This is a genomic window from Micrococcus luteus (genome assembly GCF_014138885.1).
Classification (GTDB): domain Bacteria; phylum Actinomycetota; class Actinomycetes; order Actinomycetales; family Micrococcaceae; genus Micrococcus; species Micrococcus luteus.
Window position 1 is genome coordinate 788301 of record NZ_JACJIK010000001.1, and the last position, 23655, is coordinate 811955.

Sequence of the window (23655 nt, forward strand, 5' to 3'; positions counted from 1 at the left end):
GTGCCTCACATGCGGAACAGGCCGAACCGGGAGTCCGGCAGCGGGGAACGGGAGATGACGTCGAGGGCCAGGGAGAGCACCCGGCGGGTCTGGCCGGGGGTGATCACTCCGTCGTCCCAGAGGCGGGCGGTGGAGTACAGGGGGCTGCCCTGGTCCTCGTACTGCCGGCGGACCGGCGCCTGGAAGGCCTCGACCTCCTCGGGGGACATCGGCTCCTCCCCCGCGGCGGCCCGCTGGTCCTGCTTGATCTGCGTGAGCACGGAGGAGGCCTGCGGGCCGCCCATCACGGAGATGCGCGCGTTCGGCCACATCCACAGGAAGCGGGGTGAGTAGGCGCGGCCGCACATCGCGTAGTTGCCGGCGCCGAACGAGCCGCCGATCACCACGGTCAGCTTGGGCACGCGGGCGGTCGCGACGGCGGTGACCATCTTGGCGCCGTCGCGCGCGATGCCGCCGGCCTCCGCGTCCCGACCCACCATGAAGCCGGAGATGTTCTGCAGGAACAGCAGCGGGATGCCGCGCTGGTCGCACAGTTCGATGAAGTGCGCGCCCTTGCGGGCGGAGTCTCCGAACAGGATGCCGTTGTTGGCGAGGACGCCCACGGGGTGGCCGTCGATCCGCGCGAACGCGGTGACCAGGGTGGTGCCGTAGAGGGGCTTGAACTCGTGGACGGAGCCGCCGTCCACGAGGCGGTCGATCACCTCGCGCACGTCGTAGGGGGTGTTCACGTCCACGGGCACGACGCTGGTCAGTTCGGCCGGGTCCTTGGCGGGCTCCGCGGCGGGGGCGACCTCCCAGGCCGGCGCCTCGGCCGGGGGCAGGGTGGCCACGATGTCCCGGAGGATCTGCATGGCGTGCAGGTCGTCGTCCGCCAGGTGGTCCGCGACGCCGGAGCGCTCGGCGTGCAGCCGGCCGCCGCCGAGGTCCTCGGGCGAGACGTCCTCCCCGATCGCGGCCTTCACGAGCGGGGGGCCGCCGAGGAAGATGGTGCCCTGCTCGCGCACGATCACGGTCTCGTCCGACATGGCCGGCACGTACGCGCCGCCCGCCGTGGAGGAGCCGCACACCGCGGCCAGCTGCGGGATGCGCTGCGAGGAGAGCAGCGCCTGGTTCCGGAAGATGCGGCCGAAGTGCTCGCGGTCCGGGAAGACCTCGTCCTGGCGGGGCAGGAACGCGCCGCCGGAGTCCACGAGGTAGATGCACGGCAGGCGGTTCTCCAGGGCGATCTCCTGGGCCCGCAGGTGCTTCTTCACCGTCATGGGGTAGTAGGTGCCGCCCTTCACGGTGGCGTCGTTGCCGACCACCATCACGAGGCGGCCGTGGACCAGGCCGATGCCCGCCACGACGCCCGCGGCGGGGCTGTCCCCGTCGTACAGGCCGTGCGCGGCCAGCGCGCCGACCTCGAGGAAGGGCGAGCCCTCGTCGAGCAGCGCGTCGATGCGGTCCCGCACCAGCAGCTTGCCGCGGCCGGTGTGGCGCTCGCGCGAACGCTCGGGCCCGCCGAGCGACGTGCGGGCGACGAGGTCGGCGAGCTCCTGCTCCAGCCGGGCGTGGCCGGCCGCGTTGCGCTCGGCCACGGTGGGCGCGGACTGCGCGGCCGGGGCCGGGGTGCTGGCGGTCATGAGACCCCCTTCAGTGAATGACGACTAACTGAACCGAGCCTCAGTGTAGTGACGATCGTCACTGACGTCGACCGGGCGCCCGGCGCGCCTCGTCCCGTCCTACAGTGGATCCCATGCCCGCCGTCGATCCCGCGTCCCCCACCGCCCCGGCGACCCCGCCGACCGCCCGGGAGGCCGCCAAGGCCCGACGCCGGGTGGACCTGCTCGCGGCCGCGGCGCGACTGTTCGCGGCCCGGGGCTTCGACGCGGTCCGCCTCGAGGACATCGGCGCCGCGGTCGGGATCAGCGGCCCCGCCATCTACCGCCACTTCGCCGGCAAGGCCGCCGTGCTCACGGCGATCCTCGACACGGCCTCGCAGGACCTGCTGGACGGCGGGCTGGCCGCCGAGGCGCAGCACGCGCCGGGGGCGGAGACCCTGCGGGCCCTCATCGGTTTCCAGGCGGACTTCGCCCTCGCCCAGCGCGACGTGATCCGTGTGCAGGACCGCGACATGTCCGCCCTGCCCGACGGCGCGCGCACGGCCATCACGCGCACCCAGCGCGCCTACATCGACGTGTGGGCGCGCCAGCTGCAGGTCGTCCACCCCCACGAGGACCAGGCCACCGCCGTGTTCCGCGCCCAGGCCGTGCTGGGCCTGCTCAACTCCACCCCCCGCTCGGTGCGGCGCACCGCGGCCGACCGCGCGGCTCGCCGCGCGACCCTCGTGGCCATGGCCTGGGCCGCGGCCACGGCCCCCGGGCCGCTGCCCGGCGGGGACTGAGCGGGCGGCACCGGCCCGGCGGGCCGGCGTCGTGCCCGGTGATACGGTGGCCGGTACCCGCGACGGCGACGCCGTCGAACCCCGCCCCGAGAGGTCCACCGCCGTGCTTCTTCGTGACGTCCGACCCGAGGATCTGGACGAGTTCTTCCTCCACCAGCAGGACGAGCAGGCCAACCTGATGTCCGCCTTCGCCCCCCGCAACCCCCGGGACCGCGGTGTCTTCGACTACCACTGGGCCCACCTGCTCGGGGACGAGGACACCGTCGTGCGGACCATCGAGCACGAGGGCCGCGCCGTGGGTGCGCTCGTGTGCACCCAGCAGGACGGCGTGGGCGAGCTGTCCTTCTGGACCGCGCAGGACTACTGGGGCCTGGGGCTGACGACCGCGGCCGTGGACCGGTTCCTGGAGGAGCACACCGCCCGCCCGCTGCGGGCGCACGTGCCCGAGGACAATGTGGGCTCCGTGAAGGTGCTCTCCCGCCGCGGCTTCGAGACCGTCGGCGAGGAGAAGGTCTTCTCCAACGCCCGTGCCGAGGTCATCACCGAGCTCGTGATGGAGCTGCCCGCCGCCGACTGAGCGCGCCCCGCGGCCCCCGCCGTGCCGGCGGCCGCACCGGCCTGCCACGACGACGGCCCCGCCTCCCGGTGCCCGGGTGGCGGGGCCGCGGCGCGTCCGGGGCCGTCAGACCATGGTCAGGGTCAGACCCGGGCGGCGCAGGATCGCGCCGACGTCCGCGAGGAAGCGCGAGCCCTGCTCGCCGTCCACGAAGCGGTGGTCGAACGAGAGGGACAGCGTCATGACGTCCCGCAGGGCGATCTCGCCGCGATGCTCCCACGGCATCCTCCGGACCTGGCCGATCGCGATGATCGCCCCCTCACCCGGGTTGATGATCGGGGTGCCCGCGTCCACGCCGAACACCCCGACGTTCGTGAGCGTGAAGGTGCCGCCGGCCAGATCCGCCGGGGACAGCCGCCCCTCGCGGGCGAGGCCCGTGAGATCGCGGATGGCGTCGGCCAGCTCCCTCAGGCTCATCGCCTGGGCGTCCTTGACGTTCGGCACCATCAGCCCGCGGGGGGTGGCGGCGGCGAAACCGAGGTTCACGAAGTTCTGCTGGACGATCGTCCCGGCGGCCTCGTCCCACCGGGCGTTGACGTCCGGGGTGCGCTCCATCGCCACGAGGCACGCCTTGGCGGCGAGCGTCATGGGCGTGAGCTTGACGTCCCGGAACTCGCGGGAGGCCTTGAGCTCGGCGAGCAGCTCCATGGTCTCGGTGACGTCCACCTGCAGGAACTCGGTCACGTGCGGGGCGGTGAACGCGGACTGCACCATGGCCGCCGCGGTCGCCTTGCGCACGCCCTTGACCGGCACGGCCTCCGTGCGCGGGCGGCCGCCCAGGGTGCGGACGCCCCCGGTCGAGCCCGACTCGGCGCCGGACTGCGGCGGCGCCGCCGCGGCCGCGGGCTGCCCGCCCCCGGCCAGGAACGCCTCGACGTCCGCGCGGGTGATGACCCCGCCCACACCCGTGCCGGTGACCTGCTCCAGATCCACGCCCGCGCGGCGCGCGTACAGGCGCACGGGCGGAGTGCACCGGGGTCGCTCGCCCGGGGCCGGCTCGTGGGCCGCGTCCGCGCGGTCCGGCTCGGCGGCCTCGGGCTGCGGGCGCCCGGCGCCGGCGGGGGCCGCCTCCGACGTGGACGGCGCCTGTCCGCGGGCGGGCTCGCCCGCCGGGGCGGCCGACGTCGCCGGGGCCGCGGAGCCGCGCCGCGCACGGCGGCCGGGCTTGCCGGTGTCCGGCGCGGCGCCGTAGCCGACGAGGGTGGGCACGCGGCCGTCACCCTCGGCGGGCCCGCCGACGTCGGGCTCGGCGCCCTCGAGGGTGAAGGTCACCAGGGGCGCACCGACCTCGAGGGTCTCACCCTCGGCGCCGTGCAGGGCCGCGACGACGCCCGCGAACGGGCTCGAGACCTCGACCACGGCCTTGGCCGTCTCGACGTCGGCGAGCACCTGGTTCACGCTCACCGCGTCGCCCTCGGCCACGCGCCACGTCACGATCTCGGACTCGGTCAGGCCCTCGCCGAGGTCGGGCAGGCGGAAGGTCTTCTGGCTCATCGGGTCTCCTCCCCGGCGTTCTGGGCCGCGAGGAACTGCTCGGCGGTCTCGGGGGCGGCGAACGCGTCCACGGAGTCCAGCGAATTCGGTCGGCCCAGAGCACGGTCCAGGCCGTCGAGGATGCGGTCGAGGTCCGGCAGGTGCAGGTGCTCGAGCTTGGACGGCGGGTAGGGCACGTCCATGCCGGTGACGCGCACCGGCGGGGCCTCGAGCCAGTGGAACGCGCGCTCGGCCACCGTGGCCACGAGCTCGGCGCCGAGGCCGCCGGTGCGGGAGGCCTCGTGCGCCACGACGAGCCGGCCGGTGCGCCGCACCGAGGACTCGACGAGGCCGGTGTCCAGCGGGGACAGGCTGCGCAGGTCGACCACCTCGACCTCGACGCCCTCCTCGGCCGCCACCTCGGCGGCCTGCAGGGCGGTCTTCACGAGCGGGCCGTAGGCCACGAGCGTGGCGTCACGGCCCTCGCGCAGGATGCGGGCCGGGCTCATCGGCGGGATCGCGACGTCCAGGTCCACGTCGCCCTTGTCGTGGTAGCGACGCTTGGGCTCGAGGTAGACCACCGGGTCCTCCGAGGCGATCGCGGCGCGGATGAGGTCGTACCCCTCCTGTGGGGAGGACGGGGAGACCACGCGCAGGCCCGCGGTGTGCAGGAAGTAGGCCTCGGGCGACTCGGAGTGGTGCTCCGGGGAGCCGATGCCGCCGCCGAAGGGGATGCGGATGGTGACCGGCATCGGCACGGCGCCGCGGGTGCGGGCACGCAGCTTGGCCAGGTTCGCCACGATCTGGTCGAACGCCGGGTACACGAAGCCGTCGAACTGGATCTCGACGACGGGCCGGTAGCCGCGCATCGCCAGGCCGATGGCCGTGCCCACGATGCCGGACTCGGCCAGCGGGGTGTCGAGCACCCGGTCCTCGCCGAACTCGGCCTGCAGGCCGTCGGTGATGCGGAACACGCCGCCGAGGGCGCCGATGTCCTCGCCCATGAGCAGGACCTTGGGGTCGTCGGCCAGGGCACGGTGCAGGCCGCGGTTGATCGCACGGCCGAAGGTCATGCGCTCGCTCACGCGCCCGCCTCCTCGTCGTCGAACTGCTGCAGGTAGAGGGCGTGCTCGCGGCGCTGCCGCTCGAGCTCCTGGTGGGGCTCAGCGTAGATCTCGTCGAAGAGCCTGTCCGCGCCGTCCTCCTCGAGCGCCTCGAGGGCGCGGCGGACCTCGGCCGCCAGCTCGTCGGCCTCGGCCTGGGCCTGTGCGAGCACGGCGTCCACGTCCACATCGAGGGTGCGCAGGTGCGCCTCCACGCGGGTCAACGGGTCACGGGCCTTCCAGGCCTCGAGCTCGGCGTCGTCCCGGTAGCGGGTGGGGTCGTCCGCGGTGGTGTGCGGGCCCATGCGGTAGGTGACGGCCTCGATGAAGGTGGGACCGCCCCCGTCGGCCGCGCGCTCGACGGCGGCGCGGGTCGCGGCGAGCACGGCCAGGACGTCGTTGCCGTCCACGCGCATCGACGGGATGCCGAAGCCCCACGGGCGGTCCGCGATGCTGCGGCGGGTCTGCAGGCGCACGGGCTCGGAGATGGCCCAGTGGTTGTTCTGGCAGAAGAACACCACGGGCGACTGGTACGAGGCGCTGAAGACCATGGCCTCGTTGACGTCTCCCTGGCTCGTGGCGCCGTCGCCGAAGTAGACGATCGTGGCGACGTCCGCCTGGTCCCGCTGGACGCCCATCGCGTAGCCGACGGCGTGCAGGGCCTGCGCGCCGATGATGATCTGCTGGGTGGCCACGCGCGTCTCGTTCGGGTCCCAGCTCGAGAACGTGGAGCCGCGCCACACCCGCAGCAGGTCCAGCGCGGGGACGCCGCGCAGCAGGGCCACGCCGTTCTCGCGGTAGGACGGGAAGACGAAGTCGTCCGGGCGCAGCGCGACGGCGGAGCCCACCTGGGCGGCCTCCTGGCCCAGCAGCGGGGGCCACAGGGCCAGCTCGCCCTGACGCTGCAGGTGCGTGGCCTCGACGTCGAGGCGCCGGACCACGGCCATCTGGCGGTACAGCGCGGCGAGGGCGTCGGCGTCGACGTCCTCGATCCACGGGGCGAGCTCCGGCTGCGGACGGCGGCGGCCCTCCGCGTCGAGCACCTGGAGCATCACGGCCTCAGCCGGGCCCGCCGGGGGCGGAGAGCCGGCGGATCGGCCGCCGGTGGGACGGGTGTGGTCCACGAGGGTCACTGCACTGCCTTCCGATCGACGCCCACGGTGCGGGGCGAGGGAGTTGTACGCATGCGCGAGCAGGGGTGGAGCGCGCGGCGTCTCGGTGGTGTGATTGTAATCACTTCAGTGTGATCTGCGCCACTCTCCCGGGGCCGCCGCGCGAGGGCCGGGTGTCAGGCGCGGCGCAGCAGCACGTCGACGGCGGCGTCAAGGTAGGCGTCGACCTGGCCCTCCTCGTAGCCGGCGGCACCCTCGGCCTCGCTGAACGCCGCGCGGCGCACGTCGTCCGCGGTCAGCCCGCCTTCGGCGTCGGGATCCGTCGAGTCCTCCGCACCGGCCAGGGTGACGCGCAGGCGGTCCACGAGCGCGTCCACCTGGTCCACGTCGTAGCTCACGGCGTCCGCGCGGGAGGGGCGGCGGAAGCGCTCCGCCGGGGCCCGGTCGGCACGGGCCACGAGCTCGGCCACGCGCTCCTCGAGGTCTGCGGCCCAGTCCTCGTCCCCGCGCTCGGCGACGAAGGCCTGACGCTCGGCGGCGGCCAGCTCCTCTTCGAGGCGGTCCAGCTCGTCGTCCACCTCGTCCGTGGCGTAGCCGCCGTTGACGGTCGCGAAGCGGGCCTGGCGCACCTCCTCCGCCGTCAGCGGGGCACCGCCGTCGCGTGCCTCACGGGCACGCGCCATGAAGGCGTCCACGTGGGTGGTCTCGTAGCCGATCTCGTCCTGCTCGACGAGCTCGAAGACCGGCTCGGCGTCCGGGGTGGTGCGGGGGGTCATGGGCGTCTCCTGCGGTGCGGGTCCCGGACGTGCCGGGTCGAGGGGTGGATCAGGTCAGGGGCAGCGCCAGCACGGTGTAGGCCACCGGCGAGGCGAACACGAGGGAGTCCAGGCGGTCCATCACGCCGCCGTGGCCGGGCAGGGCGGAGGACATGTCCTTGATGCCGAGCTCACGCTTGACCATGGACTCGGAGAAGTCCCCCGCGGTGGCGGCGGCGACGGTGGTCACGCCGAGGACGGCGCCGATCCACCACGGCTGGCCGACCAGCAGGGGGACGGCGACGACGCCCACCAGCACCGAGCCCGCCAGGGAGCCGGCCAGGCCCTCCCAGGACTTCTTGGGGCTGATGCGCGGGGCGATCGGGGTGCGGCCGAGGCGGTAGCCCACGATGTAGCCGAACGTGTCGTTGGAGACCACCATCAGCAGCAGGATCGCCACCATGCGGTGCCCCAGCGGCTCGTCCAGGAGCGCAGCGGCGAAGGAGAGCAGGAACGGCGCCCACAGCACGATGAACACGCCCGCGAGCATGAACTGGCCCGCCGGGCGCCGGCGCGTCAGCGCCGTCCACACGGCCACCAGCGCCAGGCATGCCACCAGGGCGATGAACAGCGCGGGCACCCCCCACCGCCACGCGGTGAGCGGCAGGACCGCCGCGGCCACCCAGAGCGGGGGCCGCGGCACGTCCAGGCCGATGCCGCGTACCGCCGTCGCGATCTCGGACACCGCGCCGACCAGCAGGGCGACCACGAGCACGACCAGCAGCCAGTCGAGCCAGAAGAGGCCGACCAGGGCCGTCGCCAGCAGCCCCACCCCCACGAGGACGGCGGACTTGAGGTCGCGGCCGCCGCGCGGGGGTGCGGGCGAGGTGGGCACGGCGGAGGTCATGGGACGAGCGCGGACGGCGGGAGGCTCAGACCTCCAGCAGCTCCTGCTCCTTGTTCTTGGCCATCTCGTCGATGAGCTCGACGTGGCGCTTGGTGAGCGCGTCCAGCTCCTTCTCGCCGCGGGCGCCCTCGTCCTCGCCGACCTCGCCGTCCTTGACGGCCTTGTCCATGGCCTCCTTGGCCTTGCGACGGGCGTTGCGCACGGAGATCTTGTGCTCCTCCGCCTTGGACTTGACCAGCTTCACGTACTCCTTGCGGCGCTCCGCGGTCAGCTCCGGCATCACGATGCGGATGACCTTGCCGTCGTTGGACGGGTTCGCGCCGACCTCGGACTCGGACAGGGCCTTCTCGATGTTGCGCAGGGCCGACTGGTCGAACGGCGTGATGAGCAGCGTGCGGGCGTCCGTGGTGGTGAAGGACGCCAGCTGCTGCAGCGGGGTGAACGAGCCGTAGTAGTCGACCATCACCTTGGAGTAGAGGCCCGGGTTGGCGCGGCCGGTGCGCACGGAGGCGAAGTCCTCACGCGTGGCCTCGATGGTGCGGTCCATCTGCTCTTCGGCGGACTGCAGGGTCTCCTGGATCACGGTGTCTCCTCGGTGTGGTGGATCAGGTCTGCCGCCATCCTACGCGGCGGGCCTCAGACGGTGACGGTGGTCCCGATCGGCTCGCCGAGCAGGGCGCGGGTCACGTTGCCCGGGCCCTCCATGCCGAACACGCGCATGTCCAGGTCGTTGTCCTTGCACATGGTCATGGCGGTCAGGTCCATCACGCGGATGTTCCGCAGCAGCGCCTCATCGTAGGTCAGGTGCGTGAGGCGCTCGGCGGTGGGGTCCTTCTTGGGGTCCGCGGTGTAGACGCCGTCCACGCCGGACTTGGCCATCAGGACCTCGTCTGCCCCGACCTCCAGGGCGCGCTGGGCCGCCACGGTGTCCGTGGAGAAGTAGGGCAGGCCGGTGCCGGCGCCGAAGATCACGACGCGGCCCTTCTGCATGTGGCGGATGGCGCGCAGCGGGATGTAGGACTCCGCCACCTGCTCCATGTGGATGGCGGACTGCACGCGCGTGGTGACCCCGGCCTGGATGAGGAAGTCCTGCAGGGCCAGGCAGTTCATCACGGTGCCGAGCATGCCCATGTAGTCGGCCCGACGGCGGTCCATCCCGTTCTCGGACAGCTCGGCGCCACGGAAGAAGTTGCCGCCGCCGACGACGATCGCGATCTCCACCTGGTCCGCCGCGGCGGCGATCTGCTCGGCGATGCCGCGGACGGTCTCCGGGTCCACGCCGATCTTGCCGCCGCCGAACACCTCGCCCGAGAGCTTGAGGAGCACGCGACGGCGGCCGGTGTCGTCCGAGGTCTGCGGGGCGTGGGCGGTGGTCGGGTCCTCGGGGGCGCGGTTCGTCTCCATGGGAAGCATCTCCTGGTCGGTGGGGGGTCGGGCCGGGGACGGCCGTCCCGGGGGCGGACACGCGGACGGGGTGGCCGCCCGGTCGGGGCGGCCACCCCGTCATGCGATGGTCGTCGGCGCCATCCGGCGCCGGAGTGGACCTCGGGTCGCTCCCGATCCTACGCCCCCGCGGGGCGTGGACCGGGAGCGGCCGGTCCGGGTGCGGCGGTCAGTTGCCGACGCGGAAGCGGGCGAACCCGGTGACGTTGGTGCCGGCGTCGGAGGCGACCTTGCCGACGGTCTGCTTCGGGTCCTTCGCGAACGGCTGGTCCACGAGCACGATCTCCTTGAAGAAGCCGGTCAGGCGGCCCTCCACGATCTTCGGCAGGGCCTGCTCCGGCTTGCCCTCGGCACGGGCGGTCTCATCGGCGATGCGACGCTCGTTCTCGACGGTCTCGGCCGGCACGTCCTCACGGGTGAGGTACGTGGGCGAGTAGGCCGCGACGTGCACGGCGATGTCGTGCGCGGCGGTCTTGGCCTCGGCGGAGTCGGCGTCCACGGCGAGGAGCACGCCCACCTGGGCCGGCAGGTCCTTGGAGGTCTTGTGCAGGTAGGCGTCCACGTAGGCGCCCTCCACGCGGGCCAGGCGGCGCACGGCCACCTTCTCGCCCAGCAGGGCGCCCTCCTCGGTCACGTAGTCGCCCAGGGTGCGGCCCTCGTAGTCGGAGGCCAGCAGGCCGTCGACGTCGGTGGCGCCGGAGGCGACGGCGGCGCGCAGCACCACGTCGCCCAGGGCGATGAACTTGTCGGCCTTGGCCACGAAGTCGGTCTCGCAGTTGAGCTCGATCATGACGCCGACGCCGTTCTCGACGGTCGCGGCCACGAGGCCCTCGGCGGCCGAGCGGCCCTCGCGCTTGGTGGCGCCCTTGAGGCCCTTCACGCGGATGATCTCGATGGCCTTCTCGGCGTCGCCGTCGGCCTCGTCCAGAGCCTTCTTCACGTCCATCATGCCGGCGCCGGTGCGCTCGCGCAGGGCCTTGATGTCAGCAGCGGTGTAGTTCGCCATGCTCGTTCGGTCCTTCCCGTGGTGTGGGTTGTGCGGGATGTTCGGGGTCTGAACCGGCCCGTCGGCCCGGCCGGGTGGGGCCGGGCGGACGGACCGGCCGGGATCACTCGCCCTGCGGGGCGGCCTCGGCGGCGGGGGCCTCGGCCTGCTCGGCCGGCGCCTCGGCGGCGGGGGCCTCGGCCTGCTCAGCCTGCTCGGCCTGCTGGGCGTTGTGCTGCTCGAGCAGCTCGCGCTCCCACTCGGCCATCGGCTCGGCGGCCGCCTGGCCGGACTTGCCGCCCTGACGGGCGATCAGGCCCTCGGCGACGGCGTCCGCGACCACGCGGGTCAGCAGGTTCACGGAGCGGATGGCGTCGTCGTTGCCCGGGATCGGGTAGGCGACCTCGTCCGGATCGCAGTTGGTGTCCAGGATGGCGACGACCGGGATGCCGAGCTTCTGGGCCTCGTCGACGGCCAGGTGCTCCTTCTTGGTGTCCACGACCCACACGGCGGAGGGGGTCTTGGCCATGTTGCGGATGCCGCCGAGGTTGGCCTGCAGCTTCTCGAGCTCACGGTTGAGCAGCAGCAGTTCCTTCTTGGTGAACTGCGAGCCGGCCACGTCCTCGAAGTCGATCTCCTCGAGCTCCTTCATGCGCTGCACGCGCTTGGAGACGGTGGAGAAGTTGGTCAGCATGCCGCCGAGCCAGCGGTGGTTCACGTAGGGCATGCCCACGCGGCCGGCCTGCTCCGCGATGGCCTCCTGGGCCTGCTTCTTGGTGCCGACGAACAGGATGGTGCCGCCGTGGGCGACGGTCTCCTTGACGAACTCGTAGGCGCGGTCGATGTAGGACAGCGACTGCTGGAGATCGATGATGTAGATGCCGTTGCGCTCGGTGAAGATGAAGCGCTTCATCTTGGGGTTCCAGCGGCGGGTCTGGTGGCCGAAGTGGACACCGGAGTCGAGGAGCTGGCGCATGGTCACGACGGGCATGACGTTCCCTTCTGTGGCAGCCGTGGCACCCCGCGCTTCACGCGCGGGCGGTCTGCCGGTCGATTTCTTGACGGTTGGCGGCCGGCCCGGTCGGGCGGCCCCTGGCATCACGACGGCGGGCTGCCGGGCCCCACGAGCACCCGCGCCGACGTCCTCTCCAGGAGGACGGCGGGGACGGGACCGAGCGTGGGGGCTGGGCCGCTGAAGCGACCCACCGCGATGCGCGGAGTCGGCGTCCGGGGCACAGCACAGGGCCGGCCACAGGACACCGCTGAGGTGAATCCTACCCCAGGTGGGCGACCGCTCCCATCGCCGACTCCTGCACAGGGGCCGGTGCGGCGGGCGCTCTCCACGATGGGACTGCGGGCCCGCCACGCGGCCGCCCGGGACGCCAGGCTGACGCCATGACCCCTCGCACGCTCCTCCCCCGTCCGCTCCCGCGTCCGCGCATCGCGGGGTGCGTCGCGGCAGCCCTGCTCGCCTGGCTCGTCCTCGCCCTGGGGATGGGCGACCTCGGCCCCGTGTCCCGGGCCACGCCCGCACCGTCCACGCGCGACGCGCTGCTCCTCGTCGCGGCGTCCCCGGCAGGTCCGGGCGCGACGGCCGCGCCGGTCGCGTGGCACCCGCCCGTCGCCGGCGCCGCCCCGGATGACGTGCTCCGCGCGTTCGTCGCACCCGAGCGACCGTGGAGTCGGGGGCACCGGGGCGTGGACCTCGCCGTGCAGACCGGGGCTCCGATCCAGGCGCCGGCGGCGGGCCGGGTCGTGTTCGCCGGGGTCGTGGTCGACCGCCCCGTGCTGACCCTCGAGCACGCGAACGGGACCCGCAGCTCCCTCGAGCCGGTGGAGGCCGACGTCGCGGTGGGGGCCGTCGTCGACGCGGGCGACCCCGTGGGGCGACTGGCCGGGGCGCCACCCCACTGCCCGCGGGCGTGCGTGCACTGGGGCGTGCGGGAGCCCGATGGCTGGCGGGTGGGGGACGCGGCCTTCGACCGCTACCTCGACCCGCTGGTGCTCATCGGCTGGAGCGGCCCGTCCGTGCTCTGGCCGCACGCCGCGCCACACCCAGCGCGGCCGTGAGGTCCAGAAGCCGGCGGGCGGACTCGTCCCAGCTGAACCGGGCCGCCTGGGCGACGCTCGCCCGGGAGGCCGCGGCGAACTCGGCGGGGTCCTCGAGCTCCCGCACGCGGGCCGCGAGCGCGGCCGCCCGGTCCCCCTCGAGCGGGACACCCCGGAAGGACGGGGTGCCCGCGCCGGCGATCTCGCGGAAGATCGGCAGGTCCGAGCACACCACCGGCGTGCCATGGGCCATCGCCTCGGCCACGGGCAGGCCGAAGCCCTCGGCGCGGGAGAGGGTGACGGCCGCGGTGGCCCGGCGGAGCAGGCGCACGTACTCGGCCTCGTCGGTGCCGTCGTGGAAGACCACGTCCGCGCCGGCGGCCCCTGCGCCGGCGCGGCGCGCGGCCAGCCGGGCCTCGAGCTGCCCGCGGCGCTCCGGGCTGATGCGGGAGAGCAGGTGCAGCGCGTAGCCCGGCAGCAGGGGCGCGGCCGCCACGAGGGACTCGACGTCCTTGTAGTCCATGAACGAGCCCATGTAGAGCAGCGTGCGGTCCGGGGTCTCGTCCGGGTCACGCGGCTCCGGTACCGTCTGCGCCGCATTGGCGATGACGTGGACCGGACGCCGGGTGAGGCGGTGCCGGTCGATGAGCTCCGCCGTCGTCCGGGAGACCGTGGCGACCGCGTCCGCGCGGTCGAGCAGGAGCCGCTGCGGGGTCTTGGTCAGGTGGTAGGCCCGCCACAGCCAGCGGATCGGCTCGGGCAGGTTCCGCGGCGGGGTGCGGTGCTCGTAGTAGATGAGGTCGTGGAGCGTGAGGATCAGCGCGTAGTCCCGCCCCCACGACCCCATGGTCTGCATGGGCGAGAAGACGACGTCCGGTCGCAGGCGCGCGACCTGACGGGCCACGAACGGCTCGCGTGGGGAGGTGGGGCCGGAGACGAGGTGCCACGGCACGCCGTCCGGGAGCAGGGCCAGCTGTCGTTCGTCCGAGATCAGCATCGCGACTTCGACCTCGACGTCGGCCCCCTCCGGGCCCGGCGCGTCGGTCCGGCGGGCGACCGCCTCGATGAGGCTCGCGCCGTAGCGGGAGATGCCGTCGTGGAAGTCGGTGCGGGTGTAGCGGGCGTCCATCAGCAGGCGCAGGGGGCGGGAGGGGCTCACCCGCACCACGCTAGCGCCGCGCCGGAGAGGGGCGGGGACAGCCGCGCACGGTAGGTGCCGACCGGGGCGCGTCGAGCGCCGATCGGCCACCTGGACGTCATCCGAATTTCTGATTGCGTTTCGATAACGATCGTGTATCTTGATCACGGATCGGTTACAGCCGATCCGCCACACCGGGGCTTCCTCCGCGTCCTCGCGTACCCGGTCATCCGCACTGCTCGTCAACTCGCACCCGCGGTCCGGCCTCGTTCCGGGCATCGCCCGGAGGCACCGCCCTCACGGGCCGCAGGTCCTGTCCGGGAAGAAGATCCGATGTCCGTGACCTCCTCGCACGCCGCTGTGCGTCGCGCCCCCCGCACCGCCGCCGCCTCCGTGGCCCTCGCCCTGGGCGCCGCCGCCCTGACCGGCGTCGGCACCGTGTCCGTCGCCGAGACCGCCCAGGCCGCCGAGACCGCCTACACCGTCCGCTCCGGCGACGGCTGGTGGATCATCGCCCAGCGCACCGGCGTCTCCATGTCCAGGTTGCAGTCGCTCAACGGCATGACCGCCGCGACCGTGCTGCATCCCGGCATGGTCCTCAAGACCTCCGGCACTGCCACCCCGACCCCGGCCCCGGCGCCGTCCACCTCGGGCTCGACCTACACCGTGCTGGCCGGCGACGGCTGGTGGATCATCTCCTACCGCACGGGGGTGTCCGCCTCGATCCTGCAGTCCATCAACGGCATGAGCTCCTCGACCATGCTCCACCCGGGGATGGTCCTGAAGACCACCTCGGTCTCCACCTCCAGCGCCCCCGCCGTCGCCCCTGCGCCGGCGCCCGCGTCCAAGCAGGCTGCCGTCGACTACGTGCGCTCCGCCGTCCGGAACCCGTCCTCCTATTACGTGTGGGGCGGCAACGGCCCCTCCGGCTTCGACTGCTCCGGCCTCACCCAGCAGGCCATGGCCCGGGCCGGCATCTCCATCCCGCGCCGCGCCGGCGACCAGTACCTCGCCGCGAAGTCCTACGTGCCGATCTCCCAGGCCCAGCCCGGCGACCTCGTGTTCTATGCGAACCAGTCCACCGGCCGCATCTACCACACGGCCATGTACATGGGCGGCGGCCAGCTCGCCCACGCCCTCAACGAGGACGCGGGCCTAGTGTTCACCTCCACGACGATCATGAAGTCCGACATGCTCGCGGTGGCCGCCCGCTACTGAGCACCGGCACGACGACGGCCCCCGGCCCGCGCCATACCGCGCGGCCGGGGGCCGTTTTCTGTAGGGCGTGCGGGACTTGAACCCGCGACCCAGGGATTATGAGTCCCCTGCTCTGACCGACTGAGCTAACGCCCCTCCCCCGCGGCATCGCGCGGGACCCGCCCATCCTACCGACGGGTCTCAGAGCATCGCGCGGACCTCGGCGGCCGTCGCGCCGCGGTAGAGGCGCTCGAAGATGTCCACCGTCTTCTGGGCGGAATGATGCAGGGCCTTCGCGTGGGACGCCTCGCCCATGGCGGCGCGGTCCGCGTCCGAGAGGTCGAGGATCCGGGCGATCCGATCGGCCAGGGCCACGTGGTCCCCGGGCGGGAAGAGGTGGCCGTTGACGCCCTCGTCCACGAGGTGGGGCAACGCGAGGGCGTCCGCGAGGACCACCGGGGTGGACGCGCTGAGCGCCTCGAGGGTCACGAGGGACTGCAGCTCCGCCGTGCCCGGCTGGCAGAACACGTCGGCGCGCAGGTAGGCCGCCCGCAGCTCCTCCTCGGAGACGTGGCCGCGCAGCAGGACGCGGTCGGCCACCCCCTCCTCGTCCACCGTGGCACGGATGCGGTCGCGCTGCTCGCCGTCGCCGACGATCTCGGCGTGCACGTCCAGGTCGGGGCGGGTGCGGGCCAGGTGCGCGATCGCACGGATCAGCACCTCCACGTTCTTCTCCACGGCCAGCCGCCCCACGAAGAGCACGACCGGATGGCCGGGATGGTCCACCCTCTCCCCCGGCTGCAGCTCGTAGGCGCTCGCGTCGATGCCGTTGGAGACCGGGAGAACGTTGTCCAGGCCGGCGTGCTCGGCCATGGCCTGCGCGGCGAGGGCCGTGGGGGTGGTGACCACCGCGCCCTTGCCCATGAGTCGACCCATGTCCTTCCACGACACCCGGGAGACGGTGTCCAGGAACCACTGCGGGAACGGCAGGAACGGCTCGAGGTTCTCCGGCATGAAGTGGTTCGTGGAGACGATCCGGATGCGGCGCCGCTCGGCCTCGTTGATGGCGGCCTCGCCGATCATGTAGTGGCACTGGGCGTGCACGACGTCCGGCTGGACCTCGCGGTAGATGCGGCGGAAGGAGATCTTGGCATGCCGCGGGAGCACCACACGGTAGTACTCGTGCGTCGGCGCCGGCAGGGAGCGCAGCAGGTGCACGGTGGCCTCCGGCCGGTGCTCCACGGTGTCCGGGCCGGCGTCACTGCGCGGCATCACGACGTGGACCTCGTGGCCGCGCGCGTGCAGCGCCGTGGCGAGGCGGTGGCCGAAGGTGGCGGCCCCGTTGACGTGCGGCGGATAGGTGTCTGCGGCGATCAGCACCTTCAGGGGGCGGTCGGCGGCGATCCCGGGACGGTCGGACACGGCGGTCCCTCTCTGTGGTGGCGATGGCACGACGGCGCCCGGCCCGTGCCGTGAGGATCGGCCGCGGGCACGGCGCGCGTCCCACGGTAGCAACCGTCGGCGCCGGCACGAGGATGCGCGAGGGGGTCAGCCCCGGCGGGACGGGTGCTCGCGCGGGTCCTGACCGTCCGCCCGCAGGCCGCGGGCCTTGCCCACCGCGCGCACGAGGTAGTCCCCCGCGGCGAGGATGTGCAGCAGGCAACCGGCGCCGACCAGAGCCAGGGCCACGCCGCTCCACGGGCCGCCGTCGACCCCCGGCACACGGGCGAGCAGCAGCAGGGGCGTGCCCACCAGCAGCAGCGCGGTGCGCACCTTGCCCAGGACCGTGACCGGCAGATCCGGGCTGCCGCCGAACAGCCACAGGCACACGGCGGCGAGCACGAGGTCCGGGATCGCGATGGCCAGGGCGAGCCAGAGCGGGGCGATGCCGGTGGCCACGAACGTCACGGCCACCACCAGCAGGGAGAGGCGGTCCGCCACCGGGTCGAGCCACCGCCCGACCGTGGAGATCATGTCGAACCGGCGCGCCACGTAGCCGTCCACCCAGTCCGTGCCGGAGAGCACCGCCAGGATCACGAACGCGTCCAGGTGCCGGCCGTCGACGGTGAGCCACACGAACACCGGGACCAGGGCGAAGCGGGCCAGGGTGATGAGGTTCGGCACGGTCAGCCAGGTGTCGCGGACGCGGTACTCGTGGCCCTCGCGCAGGCCGACGTCGATCACACGCATGGGTCGCTCCTCCAGGGTCCGCGGGCGGACGCCCCCGCCGGGCGCCCCACACGCCCAGCCTACCGACGCCGTCGCCCCTGCCCGCAGACGACGAGGCCCCGATCCGTGGGGATCGGGGCCTCGGGGGCTGGGGAGGGCGGGCGCCCCCGGGTCAGCGGCGGCGCAGGCGGCCGGCGAGCGCCACGAACGCGGCGGAGGAGGCGCCGAGCAGCGCGAGCGGCTGCCAGTGGTCCTTCACGTAGTCCTCGGCCTCGGCGGTCCGCTCCCCCGCGCGGGCGGCACCGGTGAACGGCGCGGTCTGCTCGGTGGCGTGCGTGGTCTCGGGGGTGACGCCGCGACCCTTGCGCTGGGCGGCGAAGGCCGCGAGCTGGCCCTTCACGTTGGTCTTCTCGTCCAGGCCGGAGCGGATGTCGCCCAGGTGGCGGCGGCGCAGGTCGGCACGGCGACGGATCTCGGCCTCGGTGGCGTCGTCGCGGTCCGGGTGGGGAGCGGCCTCGCCGTTCTTGCGGGCCTTCTTGTTCTCCTCCTTCTCCACCTTCTTCCGCTCGGCCTCACGGGCGGCCTCGACACGCTTGGCCTCGGCGCGCTCCGCCTTGAGGCGGTCGTACTCGGCCGGGTCGAAGGCGTTGCCCTCCTTGAGGTAGCCGAGGTCGTACTCGAGGTTGCGCACGGTCTCCTGCGGCACGAGCGGCATGGCGCCCTTGACCATCACGAGGCCGACGCCGGCGAAGATCAGGCCGAGCACGAGAAACGCGAGCGCCACCATGAGCGCCGGGAACCAGAAGCTCGGGTCGGCGAAGGCGCCGACCAACGTCACCACGAGGGCGACCACCATGAGCGCGAGGAAGAACAGGCCCACCACCGCGACGCCGGCGCCGATGCCGGCCTTCTTGCCCTTCGCGGCCACGTGTCCCTTGGCGAGCGCGAGCTCGTCCTTCATCTGCAGGGGCAACAGGCGCACGACGGCGCCGAGCAGGTCGGTCAGCGAGCTCGCGCGGGTCTGCGGGGTCACCGGGACGGCGGTCCGCGGCGCGCGGGCCTTCGACGCATCGGCGGGGGGAGCCTGGTGGGACATGGTGCATGCCTTCCGTGGAGTGCCTGGACAGATGCGCCCGGGCGGCGCGGCGGCCACCGGGCATTCTCGAGCAAAGCTATCACCGGCCCGCCCCCAGGGGGACGGGCCGGGTGCGCGCGGTGGCGGCTGGATCAGAAGTCGATGACCGCCGGGTCGGGGCCGAGGCGGCCGTCCTCGCGGTCGAGGGCGTCGATCCGGGCGACGTCGTCGGCGGTCAGCTCCACCCCCGCGGCCTCGAGGTTCGAGACGATGCGCTCGGGCGTCACGGACTTGGGGATGACCACGAAGCCCTGGGCGAGGTGCCACGCGATGACCACCTGGGCCGGCGTCGCGCCGCGGACCTCGGCGATCTCCGTGACCACGGGATCGGCGAGGAGGTCGCCGCCCTGACCGAGCGGGGACCAGGACTCGTGGACGATGCCGTGGCGGCCCTCGACCTCGCGCAGCTCGCGCTGCTGCCAGTACGGGTGGGTCTCGACCTGGTGGATCGCGGGCACCACACCGGTGGCCTCGATGATCTCCTCGAGCTGGGCGGCCGGGAAGTTGGAGACGCCGATCGAGCGCACCTTGCCCTGCTTCTGCGCCTCGATCAGGGCCTTCCAGGTGTCCACGTACTTCCCCTGCGCAGGCTTGGCCCAGTGGATGAGGTAGAGGTCGACGTAGTCGGTGCCGAGCTTGTCGAGCGAGGCGTCGAGGGCGGCGAGCGCCTCCTCGTAGCCCTGGTCCGAGTTCCACACCTTGGTGGTGAGGAACAGCTCCTCGCGGGCGACACCGGACGCGGCGATGCCGCGGCCCACGCCCTCCTCGTTCCCGTAGATCGCGGCGGTGTCGATGTGGCGGTAGCCGGCGCGGATCGCCTGCTCGACGACGTCGGCGGCGACGTCGTCCTCGACCTGCCACACGCCGAGCCCGAGCTGCGGGATCTGCTGGCCGTCGTGGAAGGGGACGGTGGGCACACTGGTCATGAGGGAGCTCCTGCAAGGTCGGGGTCGGGCGGATGCGTCGGATGCAACCGCGCGCGGGCGGCCGGCATTCCCGACGGCGGTCACCGGGCCGGGGCGCCGCCGTCGGACGTCCGCTCCCCCGCGACGACGGCGCCCACCGCGCGGGCGAAGGCCGCGAACACCTCAGCGGGGTCATTGGCCGTGACGAGCCGGGCGTTGGGGCGCCTGCCCCAGATGTCCCGCGTGTCGTGGACGGTCGTGCCGCGCAGCAGCTCCGAGTCCGCCTCGACGTCGACGACGGTGGCCCGCGTGGCGATGCGGGCCTGGCCCGCGGCCACCTGGGCGGCGAAGAGGTCGTGCAGGTGGGCGATGTAGCCCTGGTCGTAGTCGTGGTGGAACTCGAAGTAGAAGCGCAGCGCGTCGGCGAGCACGTCCAGGACGGGGCTGCCGGTGGCGGCGTCCGGCCCGGCGACCCGCGGTCGGTCCGCGGACCAGCCGACGGGGTGGGCCCCGGCGTCGGCCAGGAGGCCGTCCAGCAGGGCCGGCGTGTACTCGATCCGCTCCGTGGTCTCGAGCGCGCAGACCACCGGCAGGCGATCCTCGGGCAGGCCCTCGAAGGCCGTGAACACCTCCTTCGCGACGTCCGGGTCCACCCAGGTGTTCCACTCGGCGGTGGGCGTGGTGTTGCCCGGATGATAGAAGGAGCCGCCCATGATCACGATGCCGCGGGCGAGGAACGGCAGGCGCGGCTCGGCGCGCAGAGCGAGGGCCAGGTTCGTCAGCGGCGCGGTGCAGAGGATCGTCGTCTCCCCGGGGTGGGCCCGCAGCTCGTCCAGCCACACGTCCACGGCGGGCCGGGACGAGAGCCGCTCGGGGCGCCGAACGATCCGGGCATGGCCGAGACCGCCGTCGCCGTGGGTCTCCGGGGTGGTGACCGCAGGGCGGCGCAGCGGGGTCTCGGCACCGACGGCCACCTCGACGTCGGCCCGACCGGCCAGGTCCAGCACCGCGGCGGTGTTGAGGGCGCAGTCCCGGGCGGTCGCGTTGCCGCCCGTGGTGGTGACGGCCGCGAGCTCGGGACCGGCGCCGAGGCGGTGGGCGCCCACGAGGTAAAGCAGGGCGCAGGCATCGTCGATGCCGGTGTCGACGTCGGCGAGGAGGCGGGCGGTCACGGGGTGGGCGTGCCGCCGTTGGCGTTGAGGGTCTCGCCGTTGACGTAGCTGGACTCGCCCGAGGCAAGGAACACGTAGGCGGGCGCCATCTCCACGGGCTGGCCGGCGCGGCCGATGGGGGTGCTGTGGCCGAACTCGGGCAGCTTCTCCTCGGGCTCACCGTAGGACACGTGCTGCACCGTCCAGATGGGCCCGGGCGCCACCGCGTTGACACGGATGCCCTTCGGGCCGAGCTGCTCGGCCAGGCCCTTGGTGAAGTTGTTGATGGCGCCCTTGGTGGCCGCGTAGTCGAGGAGCCTCGGGTTGGGGTTGTAGGCCTGCACCGAGGTGGTGTTCACGATCGTGCTGCCCGGGCCCATGTGCTTCAGCGCGGCGCGGCTGAGCGTGAACATGGACATGATGTTGATCTGGAACGTCTCGTGGACCTGCTCGTCGGTGAGATCGGTCAGGTCATCGGAGATGAACTGCTTGCCCGCGTTGTTCACGAGGATGTCCAGGCCGCCGAGGCGCTGCGCGGCCTCGTCCACGAGGGAGGCACGGTAGTCGGCGTCCATCAGGTCGCCCGGCAACGCGACGGCGGTGCGCCCGGCCGCCTCGATCGCCGCCAGGACGCGGTCGGCGTCGGGCTGCTCCTGAGGCAGGTAGGCGATGGCGACGTCCGCGCCCTCACGGGCGTAGGCGATGGCGACCGCGGCACCGATGCCGGAGTCGCCGCCGGTGATCAGGGCCTTGCGGCCGGTCAGCCGGCCCATCCCCCGGTACGAGTCCAGACCGATGTCCGGGACGGGATCCGTCTTCACGTCCAGGCCCGGCTCGGGCTGGCGCTGCTTGGCGACGCGGAGCTTCGGGTGGCGGGTGCGCGGGTCGTCGTGGGCCAGCTGCGAGTCCCGCACGGGGATCGCGGGGGCGTCGTCCTTCTTCTCTGGAGTGGTCATGGGCCCGATGCTACGAGGCGAGCGCCAGAGGGTGACAAGGGACGGGGCGCGGCGTCGTCGGCGGCGTGGCCCACGCGACGACGGCGCCGCGGCGGCTAGGCGTCAACGCGGGGTCAGCGGGGCCCGCTGAGGCCGCGCAGGGCGCCACGGTGCTGGAGCACGTGCAGGTCCCAGCGTGCGCTGAGCCCCTCGAACAACCCGATGCCACGCCGGGAGTTACCTTGCTCGTCCAGGCGCGGCGACCACGTGGCGATGCCCAGGGCCCCGGGCACGGCGCCGAGCAGCGCGCCCGAGACGCCGGACTTCGCGGGCACGCCGACCTCGGCCACCCACTGGCCGCTGGCGTCGTACATGCCGCAGGTGAGCATCACGGACATCGCCTGCTGCGCTACCCACTCGTCCAGCACCCGCTCCCCTGTCACGGGGTTCGTGCCGCCAGCGGCGAGGGTGGCGCCCATGACGGCCAGCTGGGGTGCGGTGACCAGGACCGAGCACTGCGCGAGGTACCCGGCCACGGCCTCGCGGGCCGAGATGGGCAGCCGGCCGGCGTCGGCGAGCAGGTGGGCCAGGCCCAGGTTGCGGTCGGCGCGGGTGCGCTCGGCGTCGAGGACGTCCTCGCTGACCTCCAGCTCGACGCCGGCCAGCGCGCTGTAGCGGCGCAGCAGCAGGGCCGTCCGCTCGTCCTCGTCCCCGGCGGGCAGGAGGGAGTGGACCAGGATGGCGCCGGCGTTGATCAGCGGGTTGCACGGCCGGCCGTCGTCGTGCAGGGACAGGTGGTTGAACGACTCACCGGAGGGCTCGACGCCCACGTGCTCCAGCACGTGGTCCAGGCCGATCTCCTGCAGCACCACCGCGTAGGTGAGGGCCTTGGAGACCGACTGCAGCGCGAAGGCGTGCTCGGTCTCCCCGGCGGCGGCCTGGTGGCCGTCCACCGTGCACACCGCCACGGCGAGGCCGTCCACATGCTGGCCGGCGACGTCCTCGAGGTAGTCGGAGGGCTCGCCGCGGCGGTCGGACTCCACCTCGTCGAGCATCGCGCGCAGGTCGTCGTCGAATCGCGTCGTGTCCATTCCTGGTCACAGTAGTGGACGGGCAGGCGGGCGGGCGCCGGGCCGGTCACGGCGTTCACTGGACCGGGGCATTCGGGCCCATCGGCAGGTCCAGCCGCATCCAGCCGATGACCATGCCGGTGCACGCGGGCAGGAAGGCGATCGAGGACGGGAGCATCGTGGCGATCAGGGAGCCGATGCCCATCTTCCGGTCGTACCTCTGAGCCACCGCGATGATCAGCGGGACGCTACGCCTGCCGCGGCGGGTCAAGGCAAGACCCGGGAACCCGTGCCGGGGCTATCGTCGGGGGATGGACGTGCGGATCGGGACCTCCGGCTGGACCTACAGGCACTGGCGCGGGACCTTCTACCCGCAGGGGCTGCGGATCGCCGATCAGCTCGACCACTACACGGAGCGATTCCGGACGGTCGAGCTCAACGGCTCCCACTACCGCTGGCCGGCGGACAGCACCGTCGAGGCCTGGCGCGAGCGCCTGCCCGCCGGCTTCGAGATGGCCGTCAAGGCCTCCCGCTACCTGACCCACTACCGCAAGCTCAACGAGCCGCAGGACTGGGTGGAGCGCATCGTGCACACGCTGGACCTGCTCGGTGACCACGCCGGGCCGCTGCTGCTGCAGCTGCCGGCCAACCTGCACCGCGACGACGACCGACTCGCCGGGTTCCTCGGCCTGCTGCCCGAGCGGGTGCGCGTGGCGGTGGAGGTCCAGCACGAGTCCTGGCTGGACGAGGACGTGTTCGACCTCCTCGACCGGCACGGGGCGGGGTTCGTGGTCTCGGTGATCGCCGGGCGGGAGCCGGTGCTGCGCGCGACCGGGCGCCTCGCCTACGTGCGCTTCCACAACGCGGACCCGGACTGGCGCTACGGCGGCTCGTTCTCCGACGCCGAGCTCTCCCCCTGGGTGAAGCGGCTGCGGGAGCTGACCGGCGCGGACGCGGCGGGCGCGCGCCCCGCCTACGTCTACTTCAACAACGACAACCACGGCCACGCCGCGTTCAACGCGCTGACGCTGCGCAGGATGGCGGAGACCGAAGCCTGACACGTGCCGAGCGCGTGCCTAGCGTGAGGAGGAAGCGGCGGCCGAGCGCCGCCGTCGTCCCCCGAGAGCAC

24 protein-coding genes and 1 tRNA gene are annotated in these 23655 nt (G+C 73.3%); 5 read left to right on the forward strand and 20 right to left on the reverse strand.

Annotated features, from left to right (window positions below):
* Positions 1-5 precede the first annotated feature (5 nt).
* The gene (locus HDA34_RS03555) at positions 6-1622 is read right to left on the reverse strand and encodes a carboxyl transferase domain-containing protein (RefSeq protein ID WP_081374413.1); all 1617 of its coding nucleotides are present in this window, start codon (positions 1620-1622) and stop codon (positions 6-8) included.
* Positions 1623-1735: 113 nt separating this feature from the next.
* Here HDA34_RS03555 and HDA34_RS03560 point away from each other — a divergent pair, with 113 nt between their 5' ends.
* Positions 1736-2383 carry a TetR/AcrR family transcriptional regulator gene (locus HDA34_RS03560; protein WP_061866734.1) on the forward strand — a complete coding sequence of 216 codons (648 nt, stop codon included), beginning with the start codon at positions 1736-1738 and terminating at the stop codon, positions 2381-2383.
* Between the two features lie 103 nt (positions 2384-2486).
* Positions 2487-2960: a GNAT family N-acetyltransferase gene (locus HDA34_RS03565; protein WP_051995227.1), complete on the forward strand. Its 474-nt coding sequence runs from the start codon at positions 2487-2489 to the stop codon at positions 2958-2960.
* 105 nt (positions 2961-3065) lie between these two features.
* Here the strand turns inward: HDA34_RS03565 and HDA34_RS03570 are convergent, their stop codons facing one another.
* The 9 genes from HDA34_RS03570 to rpsB form a co-directional block, all read right to left on the reverse strand.
* Positions 3066-4493, reverse strand: a complete 1428-nt coding sequence (locus tag HDA34_RS03570) for a dihydrolipoamide acetyltransferase family protein (RefSeq protein ID WP_036314052.1) — start codon at positions 4491-4493, stop codon at positions 3066-3068.
* Positions 4490-5545: an alpha-ketoacid dehydrogenase subunit beta gene (locus HDA34_RS03575; RefSeq protein ID WP_044659478.1), complete on the reverse strand. Its 1056-nt coding sequence runs from the start codon at positions 5543-5545 to the stop codon at positions 4490-4492. Before HDA34_RS03575 ends, HDA34_RS03570 begins: the two co-directional genes overlap by 4 nt.
* Positions 5546-5553: 8 nt before the next feature.
* The gene (pdhA, locus tag HDA34_RS03580) at positions 5554-6708 is read right to left on the reverse strand and encodes a pyruvate dehydrogenase (acetyl-transferring) E1 component subunit alpha (protein WP_061866735.1); all 1155 of its coding nucleotides are present in this window, start codon (positions 6706-6708) and stop codon (positions 5554-5556) included.
* A gap of 155 nt (positions 6709-6863) precedes the next feature.
* A complete protein-coding gene (locus tag HDA34_RS03585; RefSeq protein ID WP_049147668.1) occupies positions 6864-7463 on the reverse strand; it encodes a DivIVA domain-containing protein in 600 nt (199 codons plus the stop codon).
* Positions 7464-7512: 49 nt separating this feature from the next.
* Positions 7513-8349: a phosphatidate cytidylyltransferase gene (locus HDA34_RS03590; RefSeq protein ID WP_061866736.1), complete on the reverse strand. Its 837-nt coding sequence runs from the start codon at positions 8347-8349 to the stop codon at positions 7513-7515.
* Between the two features lie 25 nt (positions 8350-8374).
* Complete coding sequence (frr, locus tag HDA34_RS03595; RefSeq protein ID WP_002857704.1) at positions 8375-8932, reverse strand: ribosome recycling factor; 558 nt, start codon at positions 8930-8932, stop codon at positions 8375-8377.
* A gap of 53 nt (positions 8933-8985) precedes the next feature.
* A complete protein-coding gene (gene pyrH / locus HDA34_RS03600) occupies positions 8986-9753 on the reverse strand; it encodes a UMP kinase (protein WP_002857706.1) in 768 nt (255 codons plus the stop codon).
* Between the two features lie 208 nt (positions 9754-9961).
* Positions 9962-10798, reverse strand: a complete 837-nt coding sequence (tsf, locus tag HDA34_RS03605; protein WP_061866737.1) for a translation elongation factor Ts — start codon at positions 10796-10798, stop codon at positions 9962-9964.
* A gap of 103 nt (positions 10799-10901) precedes the next feature.
* Positions 10902-11768 carry a 30S ribosomal protein S2 gene (gene rpsB / locus HDA34_RS03610; RefSeq protein ID WP_061866738.1) on the reverse strand — a complete coding sequence of 289 codons (867 nt, stop codon included), beginning with the start codon at positions 11766-11768 and terminating at the stop codon, positions 10902-10904.
* Between the two features lie 404 nt (positions 11769-12172).
* Here rpsB and HDA34_RS03615 point away from each other — a divergent pair, with 404 nt between their 5' ends.
* On the forward strand, positions 12173-12847 hold the full coding sequence (locus HDA34_RS03615; protein WP_060974055.1) for a M23 family metallopeptidase: 675 nt from the start codon (positions 12173-12175) through the stop codon (positions 12845-12847).
* Here HDA34_RS03615 and HDA34_RS03620 read toward each other — a convergent pair.
* Positions 12783-13985, reverse strand: a complete 1203-nt coding sequence (locus HDA34_RS03620) for a glycosyltransferase (RefSeq protein ID WP_081097755.1) — start codon at positions 13983-13985, stop codon at positions 12783-12785. The two genes, HDA34_RS03615 and HDA34_RS03620, sit on opposite strands and share 65 nt — an antisense overlap.
* Before the next feature lie 312 nt (positions 13986-14297).
* On the opposite strand from HDA34_RS03620, the gene HDA34_RS03625 reads away from it, so the two are divergent.
* Positions 14298-15182 (forward strand): LysM peptidoglycan-binding domain-containing C40 family peptidase, encoded by an 885-nt coding sequence (locus tag HDA34_RS03625; protein ID WP_036339471.1) that lies wholly within the window; start codon positions 14298-14300, stop codon positions 15180-15182.
* A gap of 61 nt (positions 15183-15243) precedes the next feature.
* Here HDA34_RS03625 and HDA34_RS03630 read toward each other — a convergent pair.
* The 9 genes from HDA34_RS03630 to HDA34_RS03670 all read right to left on the reverse strand — a co-directional run bounded on the left by HDA34_RS03630 (position 15244) and on the right by HDA34_RS03670 (position 22797).
* A tRNA-Ile gene (locus HDA34_RS03630) sits at positions 15244-15317 on the reverse strand.
* A gap of 45 nt (positions 15318-15362) precedes the next feature.
* Positions 15363-16583: a glycosyltransferase gene (locus HDA34_RS03635; RefSeq protein ID WP_060974056.1), complete on the reverse strand. Its 1221-nt coding sequence runs from the start codon at positions 16581-16583 to the stop codon at positions 15363-15365.
* Between the two features lie 126 nt (positions 16584-16709).
* Positions 16710-17351 (reverse strand): CDP-alcohol phosphatidyltransferase family protein, encoded by a 642-nt coding sequence (locus HDA34_RS03640; RefSeq protein ID WP_020624488.1) that lies wholly within the window; start codon positions 17349-17351, stop codon positions 16710-16712.
* 151 nt (positions 17352-17502) lie between these two features.
* The gene (locus HDA34_RS03645) at positions 17503-18426 is read right to left on the reverse strand and encodes a phage holin family protein (protein WP_061866739.1); all 924 of its coding nucleotides are present in this window, start codon (positions 18424-18426) and stop codon (positions 17503-17505) included.
* Positions 18427-18557: 131 nt separating this feature from the next.
* Positions 18558-19391, reverse strand: coding sequence for an aldo/keto reductase (locus HDA34_RS03650; RefSeq protein ID WP_060973449.1), 834 nt, complete (start codon positions 19389-19391; stop codon positions 18558-18560).
* Between the two features lie 80 nt (positions 19392-19471).
* Entirely contained in the window at positions 19472-20542 is a 1071-nt protein-coding gene (locus tag HDA34_RS03655; protein WP_134376967.1) for a nucleoside hydrolase, read from the reverse strand.
* Complete coding sequence (locus HDA34_RS03660; protein WP_036314031.1) at positions 20539-21477, reverse strand: SDR family oxidoreductase; 939 nt, start codon at positions 21475-21477, stop codon at positions 20539-20541. Before HDA34_RS03660 ends, HDA34_RS03655 begins: the two co-directional genes overlap by 4 nt.
* A gap of 113 nt (positions 21478-21590) precedes the next feature.
* Positions 21591-22547, reverse strand: coding sequence for a glutaminase A (glsA, locus tag HDA34_RS03665; RefSeq protein ID WP_060974229.1), 957 nt, complete (start codon positions 22545-22547; stop codon positions 21591-21593).
* Between the two features lie 55 nt (positions 22548-22602).
* A complete protein-coding gene (locus tag HDA34_RS03670; RefSeq protein WP_255351321.1) occupies positions 22603-22797 on the reverse strand; it encodes an AbgT family transporter in 195 nt (64 codons plus the stop codon).
* A gap of 40 nt (positions 22798-22837) precedes the next feature.
* On the opposite strand from HDA34_RS03670, the gene HDA34_RS03675 reads away from it, so the two are divergent.
* Entirely contained in the window at positions 22838-23584 is a 747-nt protein-coding gene (locus HDA34_RS03675; protein WP_044659465.1) for a DUF72 domain-containing protein, read from the forward strand.
* Positions 23585-23655: the final 71 nt, after the last annotated feature.